The following is a 25,149-nucleotide window of genomic DNA, read 5'->3' as shown; positions in this document are numbered from 1 at the left end:
AACATTTCAACAAATTTAAGGAATTCACTAGACACAAGATTTTATTTGTGTTAAAATCAATAAAAATAGAGCAGCGATGACGAAGAATAGTAGTATGTAAGATTCTCTAGAGAGTTAACGGTTGGTGGAAGTTAACGGATCAAAATACGAAGGCACTTTTGAGCTATGCTAATTCGAGTGGGCTGAGGCCAACTAGGGTGGAACCGCGGAATAATCTTTCGTCCCTTTTGCTAGGGATGGAAGATTTTTTTATATTTATTATTAAAGATTATAGGAACATTATTTAGGAGGCATTATGGAACAAGTAACAATGGATAAAGTCGTATCACTTTCAAAATCAAGGGGCTTTATTTTTCCAGGATCGGATATTTACGGTGGTTTAGCAAATACATGGGATTATGGTCCTTTAGGCGTTGAGCTAAAAAACAATGTGAAACAAGCATGGTGGAAAAAATTCGTACAAAGCTCGCCATACAACGTTGGTATTGACAGTGCAATTTTGATGAACCCAGAAGTGTGGGTTGCGTCAGGCCATGTGGGCGGCTTCAACGATCCATTGATGGATTGTAAATCCTGTAAGACGCGATATAGAGCAGACCAATTAATTGAAGCACATATGCAGTCAAAAGGCGAAACACCTGATGCAATTGACGCTTGGGGCAATGAAAAAATGGAAGCTTACATCGCTTCTGAAGGCATAAAATGTAGCAATTGTGGTGCACATAATTTTACAAATATTCGTCAGTTCAATCTCATGTTTAAGACGTTTCAAGGTGTTGTAGAGGATTCAAGTACTGAGATTTTCTTAAGACCTGAAACTGCACAAGGTATTTTTGTTAATTTCAAATCTATTCAACGTGCAGCAAGAAAGAAAGTTCCATTCGGAATTGGTCAAATTGGTAAATCTTTTAGAAATGAAATAACACCAGGTAACTTCACATTTAGAACACGTGAATTTGAACAAATGGAGTTAGAGTTTTTCTGTGAACCAGGTGAAGATTTAAAATGGTTTGCTTACTGGAAAGAATTCTGTATGAGTTGGCTTCACAAACTCGGAATGAATCCTGAGCATGTTAAATTTAGAGATCACGATGCAGAAGAGTTATCACATTACTCAAACGTAACAACAGATATTGAATACAAATTCCCATTTGGTTGGGGAGAGCTTTGGGGAATCGCAGACCGAACTGATTTCGACTTGAAAGCTCACATGAACCATGCAAAAGTGGATTTATCATATCAAGATCCTGTTACCAATGAAAAATACGTTCCATATTGTATCGAACCTTCTTTGGGAGCCGATCGAGTTACATTAGCTTTCTTAGTGGATGCATATGATGAAGAAGCACTTGAAGACGGAACAAGTCGAATTGTACTTAGATTCCATCCAGCACTTGCGCCATTTAAAGCTGCAATTTTCCCGTTATCTAAAAAATTAAACGAATCTGCTGAAAAAGTTTTCGAAACACTTTCTGAGCATTTCAATGTTGATTTTGATGATTCTGGTAGTATCGGAAAACGTTATAGACGTCACGACGAAATTGGTACACCATTCTGTATCACTTATGATTTTGAGTCTGATGAAGATCAAAGCGTTACCATTCGTCATAGAGATTCAATGGAACAAGAACGTGTAAAAATTGAGGATTTAGTAAGTTATATACAGGAGAAACTCAGATTCTAGTTCTGTTATCGTAACTGAGGTCTCAAATTTTTGAAGGAGGTTTCAATGGATAATCGATATTACATCTTTATTCTTTCAGATTCATTAGGTGAGACTGCATCCCATGTTGCTAGAGCAGCAATGAATCAATTTCTCAATAAAGATTATGTGGTCAAAAAATATAACTACGTAAGGGATGCTGAAGCGGTGGAAGAAATTGTCATCGAAGCCTCAAAGCATAAATCTATGATTTTGTTTACTACTGTGCTTGATGAACTCACCAATACAATTGTCAAGTTATGCGCAGACCACAATGTTATTTGTCACGACATATTGTCTCCTGTCCTCAGCCAGTTTACCAACTTTTTCGGGGATAAACCAGTTCGTAAGCCAGGGACTATGTATAAATTAGACGACGATTACTTTGAACGTGTTGCTGCTATTGAATTCGCAGTTAAATACGACGATGGGAAAGATTTGAGGGGACTCAAGTATGCCGATGTTGTTCTACTCGGTATCTCAAGGACTTCGAAAACACCTTTAAGTATGTATTTATCACATAAAAATGTAAAAGTTGCCAATGTTCCACTCGTTCCAGAAATTCAAGTTGCAAAAGAAATTTTTCAAGTTCCAAAAAACAAATTAATCGGACTCACCAATTCACCTGAAAAGCTCAATGAAATTCGCGTTGAAAGATTGAGAGCTCTTGGCTTATCTTCTGATGTAGAATATGCAAATTTTGATCGAATTTTGCACGAGCTTGACTACGCCGAAAAAGTGTATAAACAACTCGGTTGTCCTGTTATCAACGTGGCGAACAAAGCAATTGAAGAAACTGCGAGCATTATTTTGGAAATCACAGGACTTAACATCAAATTAAAGTAGGCTTAAAATGTACCGCGTAATCTTTCGGTAATTGACCCATAGTTATTTAGCGATCGCTATGGGTTTTTTATAAAAATTCTTTGTGAGGGAAGGTTTTTATGATGAAAAAGTATGTTTATGACTTTGAAGAAGGTTGCAAGGAAATGAAAGCGTTATTAGGAGGTAAAGGCGCTAATCTAGCCGAGATGAAAAAAATCGGTTTGCCTGTACCAGATGGATTTACCATTACAACAGAAGCATGTAACCAATACTATGTGGATGGTAAAAAAATCACAGATGAAATCCGAAACGAAATCCTCGAACATTTGAAAGATCTTGAAAACAGAACTGGTAAAAAACTTGGCGATATAGCAGATCCACTATTGGTATCTGTACGTTCAGGTGCATTCGTATCAATGCCTGGTATGATGGATACCGTCCTCAACTTAGGTTTGAACGATCAGTCAGTAGAAGGATTGGCAAATTTAACAGAAAACAGACGATTTGCTCTTGACTGTTACCGTCGCTTTATTCAAATGTTTAGTGATGTTGTTTTGGAAATACCTAAATACAAATTTGATCGCGTTTTAGATGGACAGAAAGAAGCAAATGGATTCACATTGGATACACAATTAACTGCTGAAGACTTACAGACAATTATTCAATCGTACAAAGAAATAGTGAAACGAGATAAAGGGTTTGAATTCCCAATGAACCCAGTTGAACAAATGATGATGTCAATAGAAGCGGTATTTAACTCATGGAATAACGATCGTGCAAGAGTCTACAGAAACTTAAACGATATTCCGCATGATTTAGGTACAGCTGTAAATATTCAGTCGATGGTATTTGGAAATATGGGAAATACATCTGGAACTGGCGTAGCCTTTACTAGAAACCCATCTACCGGCGAGAACGCTCTATTTGGCGAATTTTTAATGAATGCACAAGGCGAAGACGTAGTTGCAGGAATTCGAACTCCTCAAAAAATCGATGAACTTAAAGAAGTCATGCCTGATGCATATCAACAATTTGTAGATATTTCACTTAAATTAGAAGAACACTATAAAGACATGCAAGATATCGAGTTTACAATTGAAAGAAATAAACTTTATATCTTACAAACTAGAAACGGTAAACGTACAGCATTTGCAGCTGTTAAAGTAGCTGTTGATATGGAAAAAGATGGCGTATTATCAAAAGAAGAAGCGCTTTTAAGAGTACAGCCATCACAGTTGGATCAATTATTGCATCCAATGTTCAGTACAGATGCACTTAAATCAGCTACACCTCTAACAAGAGGTCTTCCAGCATCACCTGGAGCTGCTTCAGGAAAAGTTTATTTCCATTCTGAAGATGTTGCACATCAATTTGAAAATGGCGTTGAGTGTATATTAGTAAGAACTGAAACTTCTCCAGAAGATATCGAAGGAATGGTTGCTGCAAACGGTATTCTTACGGCTAGAGGCGGTATGACGTCGCATGCGGCTGTAGTAGCTAGAGGCATGGGTAAATGCTGTGTTGCAGGCTGTAGTGAGATCTTCGTAGATGAAGAAAACAAGTACTTTACTATCGGCGATAAAACATTTAAAGAGGGCGATTGGATTTCTTTAGATGGAAACAAAGGCGATGTTTACGAAGGTAAGCTCGAAACAATGGAAGTTGCATTAACAGGTGATTTTGCTTTACTCCTTTCATGGGCAGATGAAATTCGTTCGCTTAACATTCGTACGAATGCAGATACACCAAGAGATGCTGAAACAGCTGTAAAATTTGGCGCTGAAGGCATCGGCTTATGTCGTACTGAGCATATGTTCTTTAGTGAAGAAAGAATTCTCAATGTAAGAAGAATGATTTTAGCAGGAACTTTACAAGAACGATTAGAAGCCCTTAAATTATTACTTCCATATCAAAGAGAAGACTTTGTTGGCATTTTTACTGCAATGGGTGAACGACCTGTTACAGTCAGATTACTCGATCCGCCATTACACGAGTTTGTTCCTCATAAAGAAGAAGATATTCGCATTCTTGCTAAAGATTTAGAACAAACTTATGAATTTGTTAAATATAAAATCGATGGTTTGATGGAAATCAATCCAATGCTCGGTCATAGAGGATGCCGACTTGCTATGACGTATCCAGAAATCTATGAAATGCAAACAATTGCAATTATCGAAGCTGCAATTCACTGTAAAAAAGAGCTTAAAATCGATGTCAAACCAGAAATTATGATTCCATTAGTTGGTCATATGAAAGAATTTACGGATCTTAAAAAACTCGTTAAAAACGTAGCGGATAAGATCATAGCTGAAAGTGATATTGAGCTTGAATACAAGGTTGGTACTATGATCGAAGTACCTAGAGCAGCACTTATTGCTGACGAGATCGCAACAGAAGCAGAATTCTTCTCATTTGGTACAAATGACTTAACTCAAATGACTCTTGGTTTTTCAAGAGATGATGCAGGTAAATTCTTACCTGAATACCTCAAGAAAAATGTATTTGAGAAAGATCCATTTGAAACACTTGATCAAAATGGCGTTGGAAAACTCGTTCATATGTCATGTACACTTGGCCGTCAAACAAATCCAACAATCAAACTTGGTATTTGCGGCGAACATGGCGGTGACCCAAAATCCATAGAATTCTGTCACTCTGAAGGATTGAACTATGTATCTTGTTCACCATATCGTGTACCAATTGCAAGATTAGCAGCTGCACACGCTGTTATAAAAGCTAAAAAATAATCACGTTAAAGACAATTAATAAAAACCCTGTAGCTGTGAAGTCACCCTTTTATTTTGCAAAATAAGTAGGTGCTCCTCACTGAATACTACAGGGTTTTTTATGAATTTACCTTAAATGGTTGATTTTTCTATTATTTATAATTAGAATGAAAGTGCTCATATTTTACATAATTTGGAATGAAAGAAGGTGCCTTAATGATCATTTATCGTGAAATACAAGAAAAAATCGAACAAGATACTTTAAGTCAATTTGCTAGAAAAGTTTCAGAAACAGGTGGAAGACGTCTTTATGAAGAACCCTGTCCACTCAGAACGGAATATCAAAGGGATCGCGATCGAATTTTACATTCGAAATCGTTTAGACGCCTAAAACATAAAACTCAAGTTTTTTTATCACCAGAAGGCGATCATTATAGAACACGTCTAACACATACACTTGAAGTATCACAGATTTCTCGAACAATCGCAAGAGCTTTAAGACTCAATGAAGATCTTACCGAAGCCATCGCTCTAGGCCATGATTTGGGGCATACGCCTTTTGGTCATTGCGGAGAGGAGCGGCTCAATCTAATTCATCCTTCAGGATTTAAACACAATGAACAAAGTCTTCGTGTAGTGGATTACCTTGAAAGACGCAAAAACAGTAAACTTGGTCTCAATTTAACAGAAGAAGTTCGAGACGGCATATTAAATCATGGTTCAAAAGGTCATGCGAGTACCCTTGAAGGTCAAGTCGTGAGTTTAAGTGATCGAATCGCTTATCTCAATCACGATATTGACGATGCAATTCGTGCGAATGTGCTGATACAAAGCAACATACCAACAGCGATTGCATCTATCTTAGGCCAAACGCACGGTGAACGAATCAATACAATGATTATGGACATTATCACGAACAGCTGCAACGGCACGAAGATTTCTATGAGCGCGCCTGTTGAAAGTGCATTTAACGCACTTCGCCACTTTATGTTTGATAGTGTCTATTACAATAAAGAAGCGAAAAAGGAAGAAGAAAGAGCTGAATCCATCGTTGAAACCTTGTACGAATACTTCAATAAATATCCTCAACAAATGCCATCTGAACGATTTGAAGATTACGAAGAAGGGGATGGCATTGAAGCTGTAAAAGATTATGTTGCAAGTATGTCAGACCGATATGCTGTCAATTTATACAAAGAACTCTTTATTCCTAAATTCTGGCTTTACTAGACATTTGACGGCACATTTATAAACTTTTGTTAACAAAGAAGGAATTTATATTCAAATGTCGAATTAGTTAGTGTTGCGTAATACGCGACAAAAAAAGAAAGGTGAGGAAATGAGCAAACAATTTGAGGGGAATATTTTTGAGTATATTCTAGAAAGAGTCAATATAATCGATGTTATTTCTGGGTATATACCGGTTGAACGCTCTGGTAAAAACTGTAAAGCACTTTGCCCATTTCATAATGAAAAGACAGCTTCGTTTATCATTTCTGAAGAAAAGCAACTTTTTCATTGCTTTGGGTGTGGCGCGGCTGGAAATGCGATTAACTTTATTACTCAATATGAAAATTTAGACAGTATAGATGCCGTAGAAATGCTGGCTGACAGATATAATATTGACATTTCAGAATTTAGCAAGGGATCCAATATAAAAAATACACACCAATATGCTCGTTTTTATGATATATTAAAAGATGCTGCTATCTTTTTTTATAAAAACTTAAGAGCGCATCCAGAAGCGATGGCTTATTTAGAAAAACGAGGCATTCATTTGGATGTTATGAAACAATTTGGTATTGGTTTTGCGAGTGATGCATGGTCCGATTTGCTACTTTCGTTGTCAAAAAAGTATACAGTTCAGGAACTTGAAAGTGTTGGATTAGCAATACCAAATAAGGATAACACACGACATTATGATCGCTTTCGAAACAGGATTATTTTTCCCATCATCAATCCAAAGGGTAAAGTTATCGGCTTCGGTGGGCGTGTCATGGATGATTCCTTACCCAAATATCTCAATTCACCTGAAACTGAAGTTTTTAACAAAAGTCAAACATTGTACGGTTTAAATTTAGCCAAAAATAGTCATAATGAGAAAAAACAGCTCATTATAGCTGAAGGATACATGGATGTCATTGCCCTTCATACTTTTGGATTTGATAATGCCGTCGCAACACTTGGTACAGCTTTAACAGCTGAACATGGAAGATTAATGCGCCGATATGCAGATGAAATTATTATTTGTTATGATTCTGATTTTGCTGGCCAAAAAGCAACACTTAGAAGTTTAGATGTATTACAGGGGATTATCGAAAAGATAAAAGTCATCGTTTTAGGTGAAAATTTAGACCCTGATGAATACCTAAAAAAATATGGGCCAGAAAAATTTAAAGAGAAAATTGAAACAGCAATCACAGCTACTGAATATCGATTGAACCATCTCATGCAAGCGTATAATCTCAACAACGATCAAGACAAAATTGAGTTTTTGTCAAAGGCGAGCCTAATTATTTCAGAATTAACAAACTCGTTTGAAAAAAATCTTTACATTGATCATTTGTCAAATCTCCTAGATGTCAGTCGTGAGTTGATTGCAAAGGAAGTTTTTAAAGACAATTATGATGAGAAGGTGCGGTATGGCTTTAAGGCTAAAAACAAACCGACAGAAATAATCCCGCGTGTAACCAGTGACAAGAAAAAATATTTAGAAAAACAATTGCTCACATATTACATTCATCATTTTGAAACACTGCCTTCTGAAATTCTATCTATGATTCACACATTTCATTTTTCAGAAGATATAGCAGACATGAGTCATTATATTCTTCATTATTTAAGTCAGCATAACGAGTTTCGATTACAAGAAATTATTGAAAGCGCAGATTTAGAAGTCTCCACACGTCTGGTTGAAATGATTCAAAGCTTTTCTGAAGCGGTTCAATCCATTGATATTGAACATGTTATGAATAACTTAAAGTTACTCAGCTTAGATGAGGAAATTGAAAATTTAAAATCCTTGTTAAAAACATCTGATCAACCTGTTTTAATTCAGCAAAATATCCTAGATAAAATCAAGGAAAAACAAGCACTTACGATTAAAGTAAGAACGCGAAATTAATAATTGAAAGGAGGCAGTTCAATTGAGTGAAAAATTGAATGCCAAACACAAAGCAGTTGTAAAATCATTAATTACAAAAGGTAAAAAAAGCGGAACACTGACTTATACAGAAATTCAAGATAAGTTGTCCGTAATGGATTTAAACAAAGATCAGATGGAAGAGATTTTTGAATCCTTTTCTGCGATGAATATCGAAGTCATCTCTGAAGAACATGCAGAAAATGAATCCGAAGATATTTTAGATCCAGAGGATATTGAAATGGAAGACCTAGAAGACATTGATCTTGAAGATTTAGAAGATCTTGAAGATCTCAACGATTTAGACGACCTCGATGATATTGACGATATTGATGACATTGATGATATCACTGACATAGATAACTTAGATAGAATGCACGAATTAGAGCCATCATTAGAAGATGAAGAGGATGAAGAAAAGTCGATTGATATTTCTATTCCTAAAGGCATCAACATTGATGACCCCGTGAGAATGTACTTAAAAGAAATCGGCGAAGTTGCACTCCTTTCAGGTGACGAAGAAGTTGAACTGGCTAAGCGTATGGCGACTGGCGATGAAGATGCGAAGAAGAAACTTTGTGAAGCCAACTTGCGTTTAGTTGTCAGCATTGCAAAAAAATATGTTGGCAGAGGAATGCTTTTCTTGGATTTAATCCAAGAAGGTAATCTCGGTTTAATCAAAGCTGTTGAAAAATTTGACTGGACAAAAGGCTTTAAATTTTCAACCTATGCAACTTGGTGGATTCGACAAGCAATCACTCGAGCAATTGCCGATCAAGCAAGAACCATTCGTATTCCAGTTCATATGGTTGAGACGATTAATAAGCTCATTCGCGTTCAAAGACAACTCTTGCAAGATTTAGGTAGAGAACCATCCCCAGATGAAATTGCAAAAGAGATGGATATGACCGTTGAGAAAGTGCGAGAAATATTAAAAATTGCACAAGAACCAGTTTCTCTCGAAACACCAATTGGTGAAGAAGACGATTCACATCTTGGCGATTTTATTCCAGATAATGATGCTCCAGCGCCAGCGGATGCTGCTGCATTTTCAATGCTTAAAGAACAATTAATGGAAGTCCTTGAAACACTTACATTAAGAGAACAAAAAGTGTTGAAATTAAGATTTGGTCTTGAAGACGGTCGAGCGCGAACTCTTGAAGAAGTAGGAAAAGAGTTTGATGTAACACGTGAACGTATTCGTCAAATCGAAGCGAAAGCACTTCGTAAACTCAAACACCCAAGCAGAAGTAAAAAATTAAAAGACTATTTAGAGTAAAATAACATCTATAGAATTTGCAGCAATTAGCTGCAAATTCTATTTTTATAAGAGGCTCATATGCAATCATTTAAAACATCAAAAAGAATTGAAATATTGGCGGAACAAGCCAGATTAATTAATCAATCATTTGAAGTCATCGCTGACATTGGAACAGATCATGGGTATTTACCCTATTGGATGTTCGAAAATAAACGTTTAACAAAGGGAATTTTATGTGATATCAACGAAGGACCACTTAATCATGCAAAATCAACATTTGAACATAGTCCATATGAACAATTTGTTGAGTTTCGACTGGGTTCTGGTATCGATCCTGTTCACTTAAATGAAGCGGATTTAGTTTTTATCAATGGAATGGGCGGAAATCTCATTAAAGACATTCTTTCCGTTGATCTAAATAAAACAAAATCATTTTCATACTATATCCTTCAACCTATGACGGAACAAGAAAAACTGAGACAATGGTTACTGGATCATGAGTTCATCATCTTATGGGATCACTTTATTGAAGACAGTGGTAAACATTATGAAATTCTCGTCGTTTCTTCTCATCAGCATCATATAGTCGATACAAATCTCGACGAAAAACGACTTAAAATACCATTTGATGATTTAGAATTTGGTCATACCATTTTAAAAGATCAATTAATGGATTATCGAAATTTCTTGATGTATAAACAGAATAAATATCAAACGATTTTAGATCATTTAAAAAATGAAGTCATTCAAAGCGAAAAAGCCACTTGGTGTCAAAGAAAACTGGATATCATTCATCAAATACAGAATTCACTTCATATTTAGGAGGCTCATATGGTAACCGTTCAGATGATTCTCGATAGTGTTCAAAAATTTGCACCTTTTCAAAGTGCTGAAAGTTGGGATAACGTGGGCTTGCTCATTGGAAGTCCAAGTCAATCCGTCAACAAACTCATGCTTGCGCTGGATATCACAAGTGAAGTCATCGATGAAGCAATTGAAAATCAAGTAGATGTTATTTTATCTCATCATCCTATGATATTTTCTCCGCTCAAATCGATTATTGAGTCACAACCTGTTGGAGATTCGATTCTTAAGTTAATTCGTCATAATATCTCGGTGATATCAGCTCATACCAATATTGATCAATCGCAGGCGCATGGAATTAATCATTTTCTAGGTCAGCTTTTATCTCTTAAAACCGTTTTGCCTTTATCAGACAAACATGGTTTTGGAATCGTTGGGGCGTTACCTAGCCCTATGCACTGTACTCATTTTGTTGACCTCGTGAAGACTGTCTTTCACGTAGATCATGTTAAAATCGCCAATATACAACCTGAAGAATCATTGATTTCAAAAGTTGCAATCTGTAGTGGCGCATCATCTGATTTTATCCAAGATGCGCTACGGGCACAAGCAGATGTCTATATTATGGGAGATCTCAAATATCATGAAGCTCAAACTGTTCTAAATACTTCACTTATGTTAATGGATATAGGACATTATGAAAGTGAACACATTTATCTTCCTTACTTAAAATCTGTAATAGAACAAGACTTTGAGTTGATTCAACGCAATTTATCAATTCAAATTGCAAAGTCGGAACGTCCGATTTTTAGTTATAGATGATTGATAATCGATAATTGATAATTGATTAGACAGTTTAATGTAAATTAAGCTGTTTTTTTATAATGTTTTTTATAACGGTTTCTATAATGTTCTTTACAATATTTTGATATATTAATTTGAAATTCCGTGTTTTTTTCCTACTAAATGGGTATAAAGGTTCTGTAACTGTAAGGTTACCTAGTGATGATTATAAATAAACAGACAATTAGGAGGAACCATGGCAAAAGTACTTTGTAAATTAGTGAAAGACGATTATTTAGAAAAACATATTGACGAATATATTGAAATGATTGATAAATCAAAATTTGTATGTAAAAAATGTGGTAGAGCTGCAAATGATAAAGATGCACTTTGTAAGCCAAAGAAAATGGAAAGGAAATAACAATGAGTTCAATCTATGCTGCCATCGATATTGGATCAAACGCAATAAAAATAAAAATCATACAAGTTACAAAAGAACATATAGAGCAGATCGAAGATATTTCAACCAATATTTCATTGGGGGATGATGTCTTCTTCAATCATTCGATTAAGCTAGAAACCATTCGAGAAACACTGGATATTTTATTGTATTATAAAAAAGTTATGGATAGCTACAGCGTTGTTAAATACAAAGCTGTAGCTACTGCTGCTTTAAGAAAGGCTGAAAATGCAAAAAATGTCATCGAAATCATTCGAATGCGTACGGGTTTCGTCGTAGACGTTATCGATGATGCGGTTGAGAAGTTTTTAACCTATAAATCTATTCGAGATTATCTTCCGAATTACAAAGACATTCGTAAATCGTCTTTGCTGATAGAGGTCACATCTGGAAGTTTTGACATCAGTCTGTATCATCAAAATAAACTCATTCGAAATGATGAAATCGCACTTGGAACTAAAATTCTTAAGCAAATACTTTATGATTTAGAAGATAAATCTGTTTTATTTCCCAATATTTTGAAAGAGTTTATCGAAACAAAAATTGCTCGATTAAACTTACAAAATGATTTGAAAAAAACACGTTATTTTCTCGCTTTTGGTGGAGAAATCAAACGCATCCGCGATATACTTTTTAACTTTGATGAAATTATTTCATACAATGAGTTTAAAAAGATGTGCTCAAAAGCACTTCAAAATGATTATGCTATCAGGAAAAAAGTAGAGGAGTCGGACCTTAATTATTATGAATTCTTAGCGACCATGATTGTGTATGATGTTCTCACAGATCAAATGAAAACTGATGAAATCATTATACCGAATATTTCTTTACGTGATGGTCTTTTGACTGAACTCATTGAACAAGATTATAAAGTTAACCGCTATAATCATTTTAATCACGATATCGATTCATTGGCTTTCGAATTGATTCGCAGGGAACACGTAAATGAAAATCACATCAAATGGGTCAGTCAAACTTCACTAAAGATCTATCAAGCATTATCTGAGCTGTATTCATTTGATGAACAGGATCAATTGCTATTAAAACTAGGGGCTATTCTTCATGAAATTGATCCTCCTAATAAATTGTTTGGAGTGGACGACGAGCACCTTCAATTTATTAAGGAAATCTGCAAAGTGGTCAAATGTGATGATTTAGCGCCGTCGAATGTAAATTTTAGTTGTACAGCTAACGTTTCACAAGTTCGTGTAAATAAAATCAGCGCCATACTTCGGCTCGCAAAATCCCTTGATATCAGTAAAAAACAAAAAGTTGATATCGTGGATGTAGATGTCACTGATGAAAGTTTAGTAATCACCATTCAAACAAAAGAAGATATTATACTAGAAGAATGGCAATTTGAATTGAATCAAAATCAATTTTCAAATACATTCGGAATCATCCCACTACTTAAAATAGAATAGGAGCATTTCATGTTACTTAATCGAGAACTTAGCTGGTTAGAATTTAATAAACGCGTACTGATGGAAATGGTTGATGAAACCGTGCCACTCATGGAAAAATTAAAATTTAGCTCAATCTTTTCATCCAATCTAGATGAATTTTTTATGATTCGTGTTGCCGCAATAAAAAATCAACTCAGTTCTGGGTATGATGCTCTTGATCCTTCAGGTTTATCCGTAACAGAAAAATATCGTCTAATCAACTTAAAAGTTAGTGAACTCGTCAAATTGCAATATGATTTGACAGAGAAAACGTTGTTACAATTAAAGCGTGAAGGGATTGTGATATTGGATAAAACCGAGTTACAACCCTCGCATATCAAGCTCCTCGCAACAAAATTCAGTTCTGAGATTTATCCGGTTTTAACACCAATGGCTGTAGATTTTACACGCCGTTTTCCATTAATTGCAAATAAACAAATTTACATTGCAGTTAAATTACTAATTGGGACAGAATCTAAACTTGCAATAGTACAAGTGCCGAGTGTTTTGGACCGACTAATTTGTGTTGAATCTACACCTGAAAAAACTAAATATGTTTTATTGGAAGATATCATAGAACTTTTTATCGACAAGCTTTTTGTTGGACATGAAATATTATCCACTTGTCAATTTCGAGCAACTCGAAACGGTGACTTAACCATTATAGAAGACGAGGCAGAGGATCTGCTTTCAGTCATAGAAGAAGCTGTCAAACAACGAAAATGGGGGGCAACTGTTCGTTTGGAAATTTCAGCATCTGTTGATCAATGGCTTTTAAAAATCCTACAAGATGCACTCAATCTTTCAACGGATGAGATGAACTTTATCGAAGGTAAGATGGATTTAACATTTTTATCGCGCATCAAGACGCCTAAAGATGCTAGTAAACTCTCTCGAACTTCCTATAAACCAAAGCGTTTTCCAATGATTGATAAGAAAAATATATTTAAAACCATTCGAGAGGGCGATGTTTTTTTACATCATCCGTATGAGTCGTTTGATACTGTAATAGAATTTATCAAACAAGCGAGTAAAGATCCACATGTCCTTGCTATCAAGCAGACACTCTATCGTGTCAGTGGCGATTCACAGATCATTAAAGCACTTTCAGATGCAGCCGATAAGGGAAAACAAGTCACAGTACTTGTTGAATTGAAAGCCCGATTCGATGAAGAGAATAACATTCAATGGGCAAAAAAACTCGAACAAAGAGGCGTTCATGTCATCTATGGAATGGCTGGATTGAAGACGCATTCAAAAATCACACTCGTTGTAAGAAAGGAAAAGAACAAAATTAAGCGATATATTCACTTAAGCACTGGAAATTATAACGATCAGACGTCTAAACTCTATACAGATATGGGACTTCTCACTTGTAAAGAACATTTCGGATCAGACGCTTCCATATTTTTTAACATGGTTTCTGGATATGCAACTTCTGTAAATACGAATATCATGAGTATTGCGCCTTTTAAACTCAGAAAAAAATTTATCGAATTAATTGATCGTGAAATCGCACATGTTAAAGCCGGTCATGAAGGACTTATTATAGCTAAAATGAATGCTTTAGTGGATGTAGATATCGTCAATAAGCTCTATGAAGCATCACAAGCCGGTGTTCAAATCCATTTGATTATTCGCGGCATTTGCGTACTTGTTCCTGGAGTAAAAGGGTTAAGCGAAACAATCAAAGTCACAAGTGTGATTGGCGAATTTTTGGAGCATAGTCGTATTTTTTACTTTGAAAATCATCGCAAATCCGAAGTTTATCTTTCAAGTGCAGATTGGATGACGCGTAATCTCAACAGAAGAGTAGAACTCTTATTTCCAGTTGAAGATCCAGTGATAGCGGAACGCATTCGTCTTATTCTAAAACTCTACTCATTAGATAATGAAAAATCATGGCAGCTAAACTGCGATGGTTCATATGAAAAAACGAAAAGGGAACCGAAATCTAAAAAAATTCGTGCTCAAGATACATTGAAAGAACTTGAGTACACTTCAAATAAAGAGTTTAATGACAAACTCAGACCAATCGTGGAAGGTAAGTGATAGAATGGATGTCTTTAAAAAAGCAAAAAAATCTATAGCCATTATTGATTTAGGCTCAAACTCCATCCGTATGAATATTTTCAAAGTCAATGCACGCGGTGGCTACAGTGTAATCGAACAGGCAAGTGAAATGGTTCGATTAAGTGAAGGGATGAATGATGGTTTAACTTTAAAAGAAAAACCGATTGAGCGCACTATACAAGCTCTGCATTACTTTAACAAGCTCATGCAAGTCAATGAAGTCAATACAACCTATGCACTTGCAACAGCTGCGGTCAGGATGTCTACAAATCAAAAGAGCTTTTTAAAAAGAGTTAAAGATGAAACTTTCATTGATTTCAGAGTTTTAACAGGCCAAGAAGAAGCGTATTATGATTTTCTTGGAGTGGTCAATTCAATGCCTCATGAAAATGCACTTCTCATGGATATTGGGGGTGGCAGCACAGAACTCATCTTAATGCAAAATAGAACCTTTGCATATGCCATCAGCTTACCGATTGGCTCGGTTACGCTAACTGAAAAGTTTAGCTCTATTAAATCCAAACAAAAGCGCATTGATGAGGCTTCAAAATCAATTCAGTCGCTTTTTGATCATATCCCATGGCTGGATAAAGCCAAAGGACTACCGATTATTGGGCTTGGTGGTGTGATCCGGACACTAGGTAAAATCGATCGCGCACTCAATGGCTATCCACTTGAAAATATGCATCATTATAGAATGCATGAACAAGAAGTTGAACGCATCTGCAAAATGATTCTGAATTCTGACGAGAAAGATCTTGATAAAATCCCTGGACTCAGTAAAAAAAGACTCGATATTATTACACTTGGCATCTTGCCGTTTAAATGTCTATTTGACCGTATTCAATCCGAGCAAATTTTTATCAGTGGAAACGGCTTAAGAGAAGGTTATTTTTACGAAGCATTGTTTCAAGATTCCCAGTTGCCTTCAATTGTGGAAGATGTTTTAGAACACAGTGTTGAGAACATGCTCAAGAGATTCAATGTCAATATTCCACACGCTCAACATGTTGAAAGACTCACGCTTAAGTTGTTTGATGCGTTAAAAAAAACGGGGAACTTCACAGAAAATGATCGTAAACTCATTCATACTGCTGCATTGTTACACGACATAGGAATGCACATTGAATATTATGATCATCATATTCACGGATTTTATCTCATTTTATACGGTCGTATCAACGGTCTTTCCAATCAAGAGCGAATGGCTGTTGCATATCTAGTTGGCAGTCATAGGGAAGAGAGCATTAAAAGCCGTATGGATCATTACGAATCTTTGTTATCAAAGTCAGAGATGCAGCGTCTAGGTCGTCTAGTCGTACTACTCAATATTGCGGAACAATTAGATCGCTCAGAAAATGCATCTATTCTCGATTTGCAAGTTAAAATTACCGATCAAAAGGTTGAAATTGAAACGATTACCACCGAAAATGTCAGCCTAGAAATCGCTTCTGCTCAAAAATTTATGGAACGGTTTGAGAAACAGTTTAGCCTTACTTTATCCATTTCCTAAATCAAGGTGCTCATGTATTTTTTAACCTGATTGTAACTTGAATCCTCCATCATAATTTGATATTATGAGTAAGTTCCTTTTTTCTCAGAGGATAGTTGAAAATGCTATCCTTTTTTTATTTGTGGAGGTACTGATGAGACAACCAGATTATGAAATTGAATCCAAACGACTCGACGAGACGAAAACACACATTGAACACACCATTCGTGCCGTAGAGAATTATCGTAAAAAATTCAGTTCTAACATTAAAGAAGCCATGAGTAACTTAGATACACAAGAAAGTTCATCCAATTATATCGATGCAATGATCAACACACAATTTGTCGAAATCGCAGAAAAAAATTATGATCAGATGGTGAGAGCCCATAAAAAACCCTATTTTGCGCGAATTGATTTTAGACAAAAAGACAAAGACGAAATTGAGAAACTCTATATCGGTAAGACTTCAATATTACGTGATGGCGAATTTACACCACTTGTGATTGACTGGCGTGCCCCCATAGCGACACTCTATTATGAGGGTCGATTAGGAGAGAATACATATGAATCCGAAGGGGATTTTTATGAAGGCGAACTGAGTTTAAAAAGGCAAATTAACATTGAAGACGGTAAATTAATCGATTATATTGATGTAGATATCACTACAACTGATGCGTTTTTACAAGCTTCACTTGAAGCAAGTGCGGATGAACGCTTAAAGGACATCGCATCCACGATTCAAGCGGAACAAAATCGAGTTATTCGAGCGAGCATGAGAAAGCCGCTCATTGTTCAAGGTGTTGCGGGAAGTGGTAAGACGACAATCGCACTTCACAGAATTGCCTATTTTATCTACACCTACGAAAAAAGCTTTAAGCCTGAAAATTTTATGATTTTGGCACCCAATCGACTCTTTATTAATTATATTTCTTCTGTACTACCAGAACTCGGAGTAGAGCGCGTTAAACAGACGACATATATCGACTTTATAGAAGAACTCTTAGGTAAGAAAATTAAACTCATGGATAAAAATAAAAAACTCATTGATATTTTATCCAATCCTTCTGAAGATACAAAAAAATCCATCATCTGGCATGCAAAATTCAAAGGTTCAATGAACTATGCACTTGGTATAGAGCAGCATCTTAAAACAATTGAAAAGCACTTTACGCCAAACGAACATTTTACTTTTGATGATGAAATCTTAGCAAAACGTGGGGAAATTCGATCTCTATTTTTAGAGAACTATCATTATTTGCCCTATCAAAAACGCGTCAATGAAATCAAAAAAATATTAACGCATCGTTTAAAAATCACCTATAAGGCAAAACTGGAGCAGACGACAGAACGTTATAACGCAAAAATCGATTCCATTCTTGCGCGTGAAGAAGCAGGGGATGAGCGCAGGACAAAAGTCGTCACTTTAATGGACGAACGCGATGCGCGACTTGTAAAACTCAAACACGAACAACTTCATGCGGTAAAAAATTATATGAGTCTCTTTCCAAAATACCATTTTGAAACGATTTATCAAGAACTCATTCGTTCACAAGAATTGATTTCAAAGTACTGGCAAGAACACCTATCAGCATCTCAAATAAGCTATTTTTTATCACATGCGAACACGATTGTTCATACAGGACAATACGAACTTGAGGATTTAGCAGCGCTATTATATATCAAATACAAAGTGCACGGATTTGATGAAGCCCCTGAAGTATCTACATTAGTAATCGACGAAGCTCAAGACTTCAGTCCATTTCAATTCTACGTGCTTAAGCAAGTCCTTAAAACGACGCGATTTACCATACTTGGTGATACGTCTCAAGGAATTCACGCATACAGAGGTATCGATCATTGGAATGAAGTGCTAGAGGGTGTATTTGAAGGGGACGAACCCCAATATATGAACCTCGTACAAAGCTATCGAACAACAGTGGAAATTATGAATCAAGCCAACGCTGTCCTTGAGCGATTAGGCGATCCAAATACGGTACTAGCAAAACCTGTTATAAGACATGGTGAATTGCCACAAAATACATGGTTTGAACATGAAGAAGAGCTATTTAATACACTGCATAAGCGCATAGAAACATTAAAAGGCAAAGGGTATAAATCCATTGCCATCATCGGTAAAACACTCCAAGAATGCAAAAAAATCAAAAAGATACTGGATATCAAATATCAACAACACGCTAAAATTCTTGATGATAAAGAAGATCATTATGAAGCAGGTCTTATCATCGTACCCTCATATTTTGCAAAAGGACTTGAATTTGATGCCGTTCTCATTGTCACAATTGATGAAGATTATCACGAACATCCACTGGACATTAAACTTTTATATGTTGCAATGACACGTGCACTTCATCATTTAGACTCCTTGACACTATCCCCAAGACTTCAGATTCTCAAAGATACACTGTAATTCAATTAGCCCCATTTAAAGCCTCATTCATGAGGCTTTTTTTTGTTTAGACTTTCATCAAAACACCCACATTTTCAACTACAGGACTATTTTCAAAATATTCTGATTGAAAATTGTGAGCTTTTAGTGGTAAAATAGAAAAGTCAACTGGCTCAATTCGTTGAAAAAGCAAGTATTCACATTTTTTTATTAGATTAAAAATAATTTTTATATAATTTAGGGGATTGTATGAAACGAACACTTTGGAAAAAAATCGGACTCATTTTAATACTTTTGATCGTCGTGCTCTTTCTAATTGCACGGTTTTATCCAGTTTCACATTTTGATACCGTTATTGAGGGGTGGCAACCGATTCAAGACGATGCATTAGCGATAAAATATCAGCCTCAGATTTACGCTGATGAAGCATATGGTTTACCAACTGAAATTCGTTATAGAGCAGCCAAAGATAACGATGGAAACGTACATATTGCCTATCACATCTTCTGGGATAGTGAACAAAATCCTAATGATGGTTTCTACCCGTGGTTGAATCGGATGATTTATACCGGTGGATTAAGTTTACAAAAGATGATGTTTGGTAAAGGGGATATTGAAGTCATTGAAATCGCGATTAATCCTAATGGAACTGTCATTCAGTGCCAATATGAAACGGCTAAGTCATATGATGAGACGGCCTTTAGTGTTTCACATGAATGGGTTCGTGCGGATCATCACATCAATATGGGATTTGAAGTCATTTCGTGGAACCATTTATTTAACATGAGTCCTCAAACTGACCTCGATCAAAATCATTCGCTTATCAAGACGAATCTTAAAATTTCTTATTTTGATGATGAAACATGGAAAGCTTTTGAAATGTTTAAAGAAACTAATACATTTTTAAAGAAAAATAGAGCTCATTTTGAATATGAACGGGTGAGTGCAGAGCAAGAACAATAATATTGCTCTAGATTGTTATACCAAGGAGGATGTATGAAGCGCTATTCCATAGATGAACTAAAGCCCGGCATGATCATCAATCAACCGATTTACGATCAGCATTACACACTTCTTGTCAATAAGGGGACGCCACTCAATTTAAAATTAATAGAGTCAATTCAATTTTATGGTTACAAATCCGTCTATATCCATGATCAAGCACAGCTTGAAACGGTTGAGTATGCCATACCACTAGAAACTATGCACGCACTCATTAAACTCATAAAAAAAACACAAAAGGAGTTTGAAATTTATATAAAACACAGTAAAAACTCTAATTTTATCGCGAACTATAAAAAATTCATTGTGTACCGAGATACGATGCTCTTTCAACTTAATCGAATTGCTGATGACATCATCATTCACCTAATAAAAAACAAAGTTTCAACTTATAAACTGCTCGAATCAAAGTCGATGCATTTATATCCCATTCAACATGCCATCCAAACTTCGATGTTATCTGTTTTAATGGGGATAAAGCGGGGACTCGCGATGAATGAGTTAAGAGCTTTATTCATTGCAGGTATTATGATTGAATTAAGCAATGTCATTGTACCAAAAGAAATCTTGAATAAAAATGGCCCGCTTACATCCGAAGAATTTGATATTCTGAAAGAACATACTCAATTCTGTCATCAATATTTTTCAGACTGTCAACACTTAAACGTAATGGTAAAAGTCATTACTCAGCAGCATCATGAAAAATATGATGGGGCCGGCTATCCGAAAAGATTAAAAGGGAAACAAATTCACCCGTTGGCACAATTACTTTCAGTAGCAGATGCATTTGATGCATTAATTAGTGATAGAAGTCAGCGAGATGCCTATCAACTTTCAGAAGCTTATCATATTTTAAAAGCTCAGACAGATGAATCCTATCCAGTTGAATGGTTACAATTACTTGAAAAAATAATCATTCCTTACGAGATTGGTGAAACCCTCGCATTAAATGTAGGCCCTGGAATCGTATCTGGTTATGACGAGTCTTTTAATCCTATCGTTGAATTATTACTCATCAACAAACACATCGTTTTATCTGAAAACAGTCAAATTCGCATCTTAAATCCAAATGGTTGATGCGTTGACAATTTCTTAGAGTTTCTGTATAATGCTTGTTGACATGGAGGTACAGATGCAATCAGAATTACATCGAAACGAACCGAATAACGCTAACGAAAAGGCCTGGAATACCAATGCATATGAAGCATGGATCAATCGCTTTGGCACGCCTGAAATCGCCGCAAAACGCGTCAAAGAATTTCCGGAGAAATCCGTTTCGCATATCTATCAATATATGGGCTGCGTCAAAAACAAAAAGATCCTCAACTTAATGGGATCAAACGGCATGAAAGCAGCTGCATTAGCAGTTTTAGGTGCAGATGTCACCGTAGTAGATTTTTCAGAGGATAATCAAAGATATGCATTAGAATTGGCTCAATCGCTGAATGTATCCATTCGTTACTATTTACAAGATGTTATGCAGCTAAAATTAGATGAAACTTATGACATTATATTTGCTGAAATGGGCATTTTACATTATTTTACGGACTTAAGACCTTTTTTCAATATGATCTATCGCCACTTATCACCAGGAGGCATCGTCATTATACGGGATTTTCATCCAATCTCCACAAAACTCATTAGTTCGCGTGGCAGTACCGCCAACGTGCGTAAACATAAAGTTACAGGGGACTATTTTTCTAAAGAACTAGTCGAAAAAGACGTCGCATATTCTAAATATACTGAGAATGGAACTGAAAAAGAAGCGTCGCAAAAAGTCTATTTACGTTTATGGACTTTAGGTGAAATCATCACACAGATGGCCTCTGAAGGTTTATATATAAACGTTTTAGACGAAGAACCCAACCTTTCGTCAGATCAATATGACAAAGGTATTCCTAAAACGTTTACAATCGTCGCACAAACTAAATAATTAATGATTCATTATTTTATTAGATTCCAACTTTTCGCCAGCTGGTTGATTCCAGTTGGAATCTGATTGATTTCAACGGATGCATAACCGAGTAGCACGATTGGGCGACTCGGTTTTTTTTCATCAAAATAAAATCTCGAAATTCCTTGTATTTCAACACCAGCACTCATTGCCCTAGAAATCAGTTCAGTTTCATCGAACTCGGTATCAACCTCAACCAAAATATGTAGACCCGCATCAGCTCCTAAGATGCGCATCCATTCTCTAAAAGGCGATAAACTCCGAATGAGTACATCAAGTTTGGCTTTGTACAATCGCCTCATTCGATTCAAATGTCGTTCAAATCCACCTATATGTATAAATCTCGCCAAGACTTTTTGTTCTAGAACTGGCACTGGACACTTTATATACGATAGCTGCTTTTCAAATCGATTCATAAGGTGGAGTGGTAAAATCATGTAACTTACTCGAAGTGCAGGGGAGAGTGATTTCGAAAATGACCCCATATAAATGACTTTCTCACTATTTCCCATTCCTTTTAACGCAGGTAAATATGAACCTGTATATCTAAACTCACCATCATAGTCATCTTCAATTAAGTATCTTTCATCATTCTCAAGTGCCCAATTCAGCAATTGCTCACGCCTTTTTAATCCCATTACAGCACCTGTAGGAAACTGATGTGCAGGTGTCACGCAGACAATACTCACATTCTGATTTTTAACGGATTCTAATACAACGCCTTCATCGTCAACATCTAAATAACTGTATCTACAGGAATTGTTTTTTAATACTTCATTTAATTTTTCAAACCCCGGATTTTCTATACCATAATGCGCATGACTTCCCAAAAGCTGAATGAGAATTTGCATAAGATACTCAGTCCCAGCACTTACAACAATTTGATCTGGCGTGCATTTAACGCCTCGTGAAGCATATATATAATGCGCAATACTTTCTCTTAATTCCATATTGCCTTTATACTCACCGGGTAATAACAAAGAAATATCATATTCATCGAGTGCATCTTGGTAAAGTTTTCGCCATTGCTTAAAAGGAAAAGAACCGACATCGACACCTTGATAGGTGAAACGATAAAGGATGCGCTCATGAATCGTACTCTGATTTTCTTTTGAAACATGAATTTTGATTATATTTTGAGTATCTGCAACAAAAAAACCCTTTCTTTCAGCAGATTCAATATATCCCTCGCACTCGAGTTGTGCATATGCATTTTGAACAGTATTGACACTCAAACCACAATAATCGGCCAATCCACGCTTTGATGGAAGTTTTGTACCCACCGAGATATTTCCACTGAGTATTTCATGCTTCAAATACTCATATAACTGCAAATAGATTGCTTGATCCACTTGATTGTTTGGAGAAAATGCGCAAAAATTCATCGATCTACCTCTTTCATTTCAATCTGGTACCATTGTTTTGTCATAAACTGATTCTTTTAATCGGGACAGTTCTCTTTTATAGTAACGATAGACAAAGCACCTGTACATGGTCAGTACGAGGTTATTTTTAGACAAAACAGACTAGGAGATGAATATGAGCAAACAATATGGATTAAATAAAAACTTAGCACAAATGTTAAAAGGCGGCGTAATCATGGATGTAACCACGCCAGAACAAGCCAGAATTGCAGAGAAGGCAGGTGCATGTGCAGTCATGGCACTCGAACGTATTCCCGCTGATATTCGCACAGCAGGTGGAGTATCCAGAATGAGCGATCCAAAAATGATTAAAAGTATTCAAGACGCCGTGTCAATTCCGGTAATGGCTAAAGTCCGAATAGGTCATTTTGCAGAAGCTCAAATACTTGAAGCAATCGAAATTGACTTTATTGATGAAAGTGAAGTTTTATCTCCTGCGGATGATACATACCACATTCATAAACGCGATTTTAAAGTTCCATTTGTCTGTGGTGCAAAGGATTTAGGGGAAGCACTTAGAAGAATTGAGGAAGGCGCTTCAATGATTCGGACAAAAGGAGAGCCGGGTACAGGTGATGTCGTTCAAGCAGTTCGACATATGCGAATGATTCAGCAGCAAATTAGGCATATTCAATCATTGAGAATTGATGAACTTTATCATGCAGCAAAAGAGCTCAGAGTCAGTTATGAACTGGTACAGTTTGTTCATCTCAATGGCAAATTACCGGTTGTCAATTTTGCAGCAGGCGGAATTGCGACACCAGCAGATGCTGCTCTAATGATGCAACTTGGAGCAGAAGGTCTTTTTGTAGGGTCGGGGATTTTTAAATCTGGGGATCCTGAGAAAAGGGCGCAAGCTATTGTTAAAGCGTGTACGAACTTCCATGACGCAAAACTGATTGCTGAATTATCAGCAGATTTAGGAGAAGCTATGGTCGGCATCAACGAGCAAGAAATTGAACTCATTATGGCACAAAGAGGGAATTAATGAAAAAGAATATCGGCGTATTAGCCGTTCAAGGCGCTTTTATTGAACATATCAACATGCTTAATCAATTGGATGTTCACTGTGTAGAAATAAGAAACAAATCCGATTTAAAAAAATGCCCACTAGATGGATTGGTGCTTCCAGGTGGTGAAAGCACTGCAATGAGCAAGATTATGCATGACTTAGATTTATTTCAAGAAATTAAGTCGCTCATTTTATCTGGAACGCCTGCATTAGGAACTTGTGCGGGTATGATACTCCTGTCTAAAAGAATCATCGGCGAATCCACTGTACATCTTGGAGTAACAGACACACTCGTCAAACGAAATGCATATGGTAGGCAGCTTGGGAGTTTTTCAATCAATGGCTATTTTAAGGGCATTGGGAATATTCCGATGGTTTTTATCAGAGCACCATATATCGAAAGTATCAGTGGAAATGTGGAAATTCTTGCAACACATGATGATAAAATCGTAGCAGCACGTCAAGACAATATCATTATGACCGCTTTCCATCCTGAACTGACCGAAGACACTCGCATTCACCAATTTTTCCTCTCACTTATAAAGTAACTATTCCCAAAAAAAGCTCTATGGAAATCCATAGAGCCTTTTTTGTTTCTTTTATGTGTTTTACTTATTGATTGTCTTATTTTTTATCT

At 36.2% G+C, this 25,149-nt stretch carries 19 protein-coding genes and 1 other annotated feature; of the genes, 18 read left to right on the top strand and 1 reads right to left on the bottom strand.

Annotated features, from left to right (window positions below; all coding sequences use genetic code 11):
* Positions 1-67 precede the first annotated feature (67 nt).
* Positions 68-229 (top strand) — a binding site (T-box leader).
* Between the two features lie 63 nt (positions 230-292).
* From ACZ41W_RS03405 to ACZ41W_RS03330, 16 genes are all read left to right on the top strand, one after another.
* Positions 293-1,684, top strand: coding sequence for a glycine--tRNA ligase (locus ACZ41W_RS03405; protein WP_464314266.1), 1,392 nt, complete (start codon positions 293-295; stop codon positions 1,682-1,684).
* Between the two features lie 45 nt (positions 1,685-1,729).
* Positions 1,730-2,548: a pyruvate, water dikinase regulatory protein gene (locus ACZ41W_RS03400; protein ID WP_464313479.1), complete on the top strand. Its 819-nt coding sequence runs from the start codon at positions 1,730-1,732 to the stop codon at positions 2,546-2,548.
* A 98-nt stretch (positions 2,549-2,646) separates the two neighbouring features.
* A complete protein-coding gene (gene ppdK, locus ACZ41W_RS03395; protein WP_464313478.1) occupies positions 2,647-5,274 on the top strand; it encodes a pyruvate, phosphate dikinase in 2,628 nt (875 codons plus the stop codon).
* A gap of 195 nt (positions 5,275-5,469) precedes the next feature.
* Entirely contained in the window at positions 5,470-6,483 is a 1,014-nt protein-coding gene (locus ACZ41W_RS03390; protein ID WP_464313477.1) for a deoxyguanosinetriphosphate triphosphohydrolase, read from the top strand.
* 109 nt (positions 6,484-6,592) lie between these two features.
* A complete protein-coding gene (gene dnaG, locus ACZ41W_RS03385; protein WP_464313476.1) occupies positions 6,593-8,377 on the top strand; it encodes a DNA primase in 1,785 nt (594 codons plus the stop codon).
* A 22-nt stretch (positions 8,378-8,399) separates the two neighbouring features.
* A complete protein-coding gene (gene rpoD, locus ACZ41W_RS03380) occupies positions 8,400-9,674 on the top strand; it encodes an RNA polymerase sigma factor RpoD (RefSeq protein WP_464313475.1) in 1,275 nt (424 codons plus the stop codon).
* 60 nt (positions 9,675-9,734) lie between these two features.
* The gene (locus ACZ41W_RS03375) at positions 9,735-10,478 is read left to right on the top strand and encodes a tRNA (adenine(22)-N(1))-methyltransferase (protein WP_464313474.1); all 744 of its coding nucleotides are present in this window, start codon (positions 9,735-9,737) and stop codon (positions 10,476-10,478) included.
* A gap of 9 nt (positions 10,479-10,487) precedes the next feature.
* Positions 10,488-11,282, top strand: coding sequence for a Nif3-like dinuclear metal center hexameric protein (locus ACZ41W_RS03370; RefSeq protein WP_464313473.1), 795 nt, complete (start codon positions 10,488-10,490; stop codon positions 11,280-11,282).
* A gap of 217 nt (positions 11,283-11,499) precedes the next feature.
* Entirely contained in the window at positions 11,500-11,664 is a 165-nt protein-coding gene (locus tag ACZ41W_RS03365; RefSeq protein WP_464313472.1) for a hypothetical protein, read from the top strand.
* 2 nt (positions 11,665-11,666) lie between these two features.
* Positions 11,667-13,127 carry a Ppx/GppA phosphatase family protein gene (locus tag ACZ41W_RS03360; RefSeq protein ID WP_464313471.1) on the top strand — a complete coding sequence of 487 codons (1,461 nt, stop codon included), beginning with the start codon at positions 11,667-11,669 and terminating at the stop codon, positions 13,125-13,127.
* Positions 13,128-13,136: 9 nt separating this feature from the next.
* Positions 13,137-15,200: a polyphosphate kinase 1 gene (gene ppk1 / locus ACZ41W_RS03355; protein ID WP_464313470.1), complete on the top strand. Its 2,064-nt coding sequence runs from the start codon at positions 13,137-13,139 to the stop codon at positions 15,198-15,200.
* Entirely contained in the window at positions 15,166-16,734 is a 1,569-nt protein-coding gene (locus tag ACZ41W_RS03350) for a Ppx/GppA phosphatase family protein (protein ID WP_464313469.1), read from the top strand. The genes ppk1 and ACZ41W_RS03350 overlap by 35 nt, the downstream gene beginning before the upstream one ends.
* A 133-nt stretch (positions 16,735-16,867) precedes the next feature.
* Positions 16,868-19,141, top strand: a complete 2,274-nt coding sequence (gene helD, locus ACZ41W_RS03345) for an RNA polymerase recycling motor HelD (RefSeq protein ID WP_464313468.1) — start codon at positions 16,868-16,870, stop codon at positions 19,139-19,141.
* A gap of 228 nt (positions 19,142-19,369) precedes the next feature.
* Positions 19,370-20,083 carry a hypothetical protein gene (locus tag ACZ41W_RS03340; protein WP_464313467.1) on the top strand — a complete coding sequence of 238 codons (714 nt, stop codon included), beginning with the start codon at positions 19,370-19,372 and terminating at the stop codon, positions 20,081-20,083.
* A gap of 33 nt (positions 20,084-20,116) precedes the next feature.
* Positions 20,117-21,199 carry an HD-GYP domain-containing protein gene (locus tag ACZ41W_RS03335; RefSeq protein ID WP_464313466.1) on the top strand — a complete coding sequence of 361 codons (1,083 nt, stop codon included), beginning with the start codon at positions 20,117-20,119 and terminating at the stop codon, positions 21,197-21,199.
* A 55-nt stretch (positions 21,200-21,254) separates the two neighbouring features.
* The gene (locus tag ACZ41W_RS03330; RefSeq protein WP_464313465.1) at positions 21,255-22,055 is read left to right on the top strand and encodes a class I SAM-dependent methyltransferase; all 801 of its coding nucleotides are present in this window, start codon (positions 21,255-21,257) and stop codon (positions 22,053-22,055) included.
* 11 nt (positions 22,056-22,066) lie between these two features.
* Here the strand turns inward: ACZ41W_RS03330 and pdxR are convergent, their stop codons facing one another.
* Entirely contained in the window at positions 22,067-23,461 is a 1,395-nt protein-coding gene (gene pdxR, locus ACZ41W_RS03325) for a MocR-like pyridoxine biosynthesis transcription factor PdxR (RefSeq protein ID WP_464313464.1), read from the bottom strand.
* 154 nt (positions 23,462-23,615) lie between these two features.
* Between pdxR and pdxS the strand changes: the two genes are divergently transcribed.
* A complete protein-coding gene (gene pdxS, locus ACZ41W_RS03320; protein WP_464313463.1) occupies positions 23,616-24,488 on the top strand; it encodes a pyridoxal 5'-phosphate synthase lyase subunit PdxS in 873 nt (290 codons plus the stop codon).
* A complete protein-coding gene (gene pdxT, locus ACZ41W_RS03315; protein ID WP_464313462.1) occupies positions 24,488-25,060 on the top strand; it encodes a pyridoxal 5'-phosphate synthase glutaminase subunit PdxT in 573 nt (190 codons plus the stop codon). The genes pdxS and pdxT overlap by 1 nt, the downstream gene beginning before the upstream one ends.
* Positions 25,061-25,149 lie beyond the last annotated feature (89 nt).

The sequence above is a fragment of the Fusibacter fontis genome, assembly GCF_055378735.1.
Note: the sequence above shows the minus strand (reverse complement) of the source record. Positions and strands in the feature narration are given on the sequence as shown.

What these genes read in the sequence shown, in the direction of transcription:
- ACZ41W_RS03400 (WP_464313479.1), top strand. Translation starts at nt 1,730, where the DNA reads ATGGATAATCGATATTACATCTTTATTCTTTCAGATTCATTAGGTGAG.
- ppdK (WP_464313478.1), top strand. Translation starts at nt 2,647, where the DNA reads ATGATGAAAAAGTATGTTTATGACTTTGAAGAAGGTTGCAAGGAAATG.
- ACZ41W_RS03390 (WP_464313477.1), top strand. Translation starts at nt 5,470, where the DNA reads ATGATCATTTATCGTGAAATACAAGAAAAAATCGAACAAGATACTTTA.
- dnaG (WP_464313476.1), top strand. Translation starts at nt 6,593, where the DNA reads ATGAGCAAACAATTTGAGGGGAATATTTTTGAGTATATTCTAGAAAGA.
- ACZ41W_RS03375 (WP_464313474.1), top strand. Translation starts at nt 9,735, where the DNA reads ATGCAATCATTTAAAACATCAAAAAGAATTGAAATATTGGCGGAACAA.
- ACZ41W_RS03370 (WP_464313473.1), top strand. Translation starts at nt 10,488, where the DNA reads ATGGTAACCGTTCAGATGATTCTCGATAGTGTTCAAAAATTTGCACCT.
- ACZ41W_RS03365 (WP_464313472.1), top strand. Translation starts at nt 11,500, where the DNA reads ATGGCAAAAGTACTTTGTAAATTAGTGAAAGACGATTATTTAGAAAAA.
- ACZ41W_RS03360 (WP_464313471.1), top strand. Translation starts at nt 11,667, where the DNA reads ATGAGTTCAATCTATGCTGCCATCGATATTGGATCAAACGCAATAAAA.
- ppk1 (WP_464313470.1), top strand. Translation starts at nt 13,137, where the DNA reads ATGTTACTTAATCGAGAACTTAGCTGGTTAGAATTTAATAAACGCGTA.
- ACZ41W_RS03350 (WP_464313469.1), top strand. Translation starts at nt 15,166, where the DNA reads ATGACAAACTCAGACCAATCGTGGAAGGTAAGTGATAGAATGGATGTC.
- helD (WP_464313468.1), top strand. Translation starts at nt 16,868, where the DNA reads ATGAGACAACCAGATTATGAAATTGAATCCAAACGACTCGACGAGACG.
- ACZ41W_RS03340 (WP_464313467.1), top strand. Translation starts at nt 19,370, where the DNA reads ATGAAACGAACACTTTGGAAAAAAATCGGACTCATTTTAATACTTTTG.
- ACZ41W_RS03335 (WP_464313466.1), top strand. Translation starts at nt 20,117, where the DNA reads ATGAAGCGCTATTCCATAGATGAACTAAAGCCCGGCATGATCATCAAT.
- ACZ41W_RS03330 (WP_464313465.1), top strand. Translation starts at nt 21,255, where the DNA reads ATGCAATCAGAATTACATCGAAACGAACCGAATAACGCTAACGAAAAG.
- pdxR (WP_464313464.1), bottom strand. Translation starts at nt 23,461, where the DNA reads ATGAATTTTTGCGCATTTTCTCCAAACAATCAAGTGGATCAAGCAATC.
- pdxS (WP_464313463.1), top strand. Translation starts at nt 23,616, where the DNA reads ATGAGCAAACAATATGGATTAAATAAAAACTTAGCACAAATGTTAAAA.
- pdxT (WP_464313462.1), top strand. Translation starts at nt 24,488, where the DNA reads ATGAAAAAGAATATCGGCGTATTAGCCGTTCAAGGCGCTTTTATTGAA.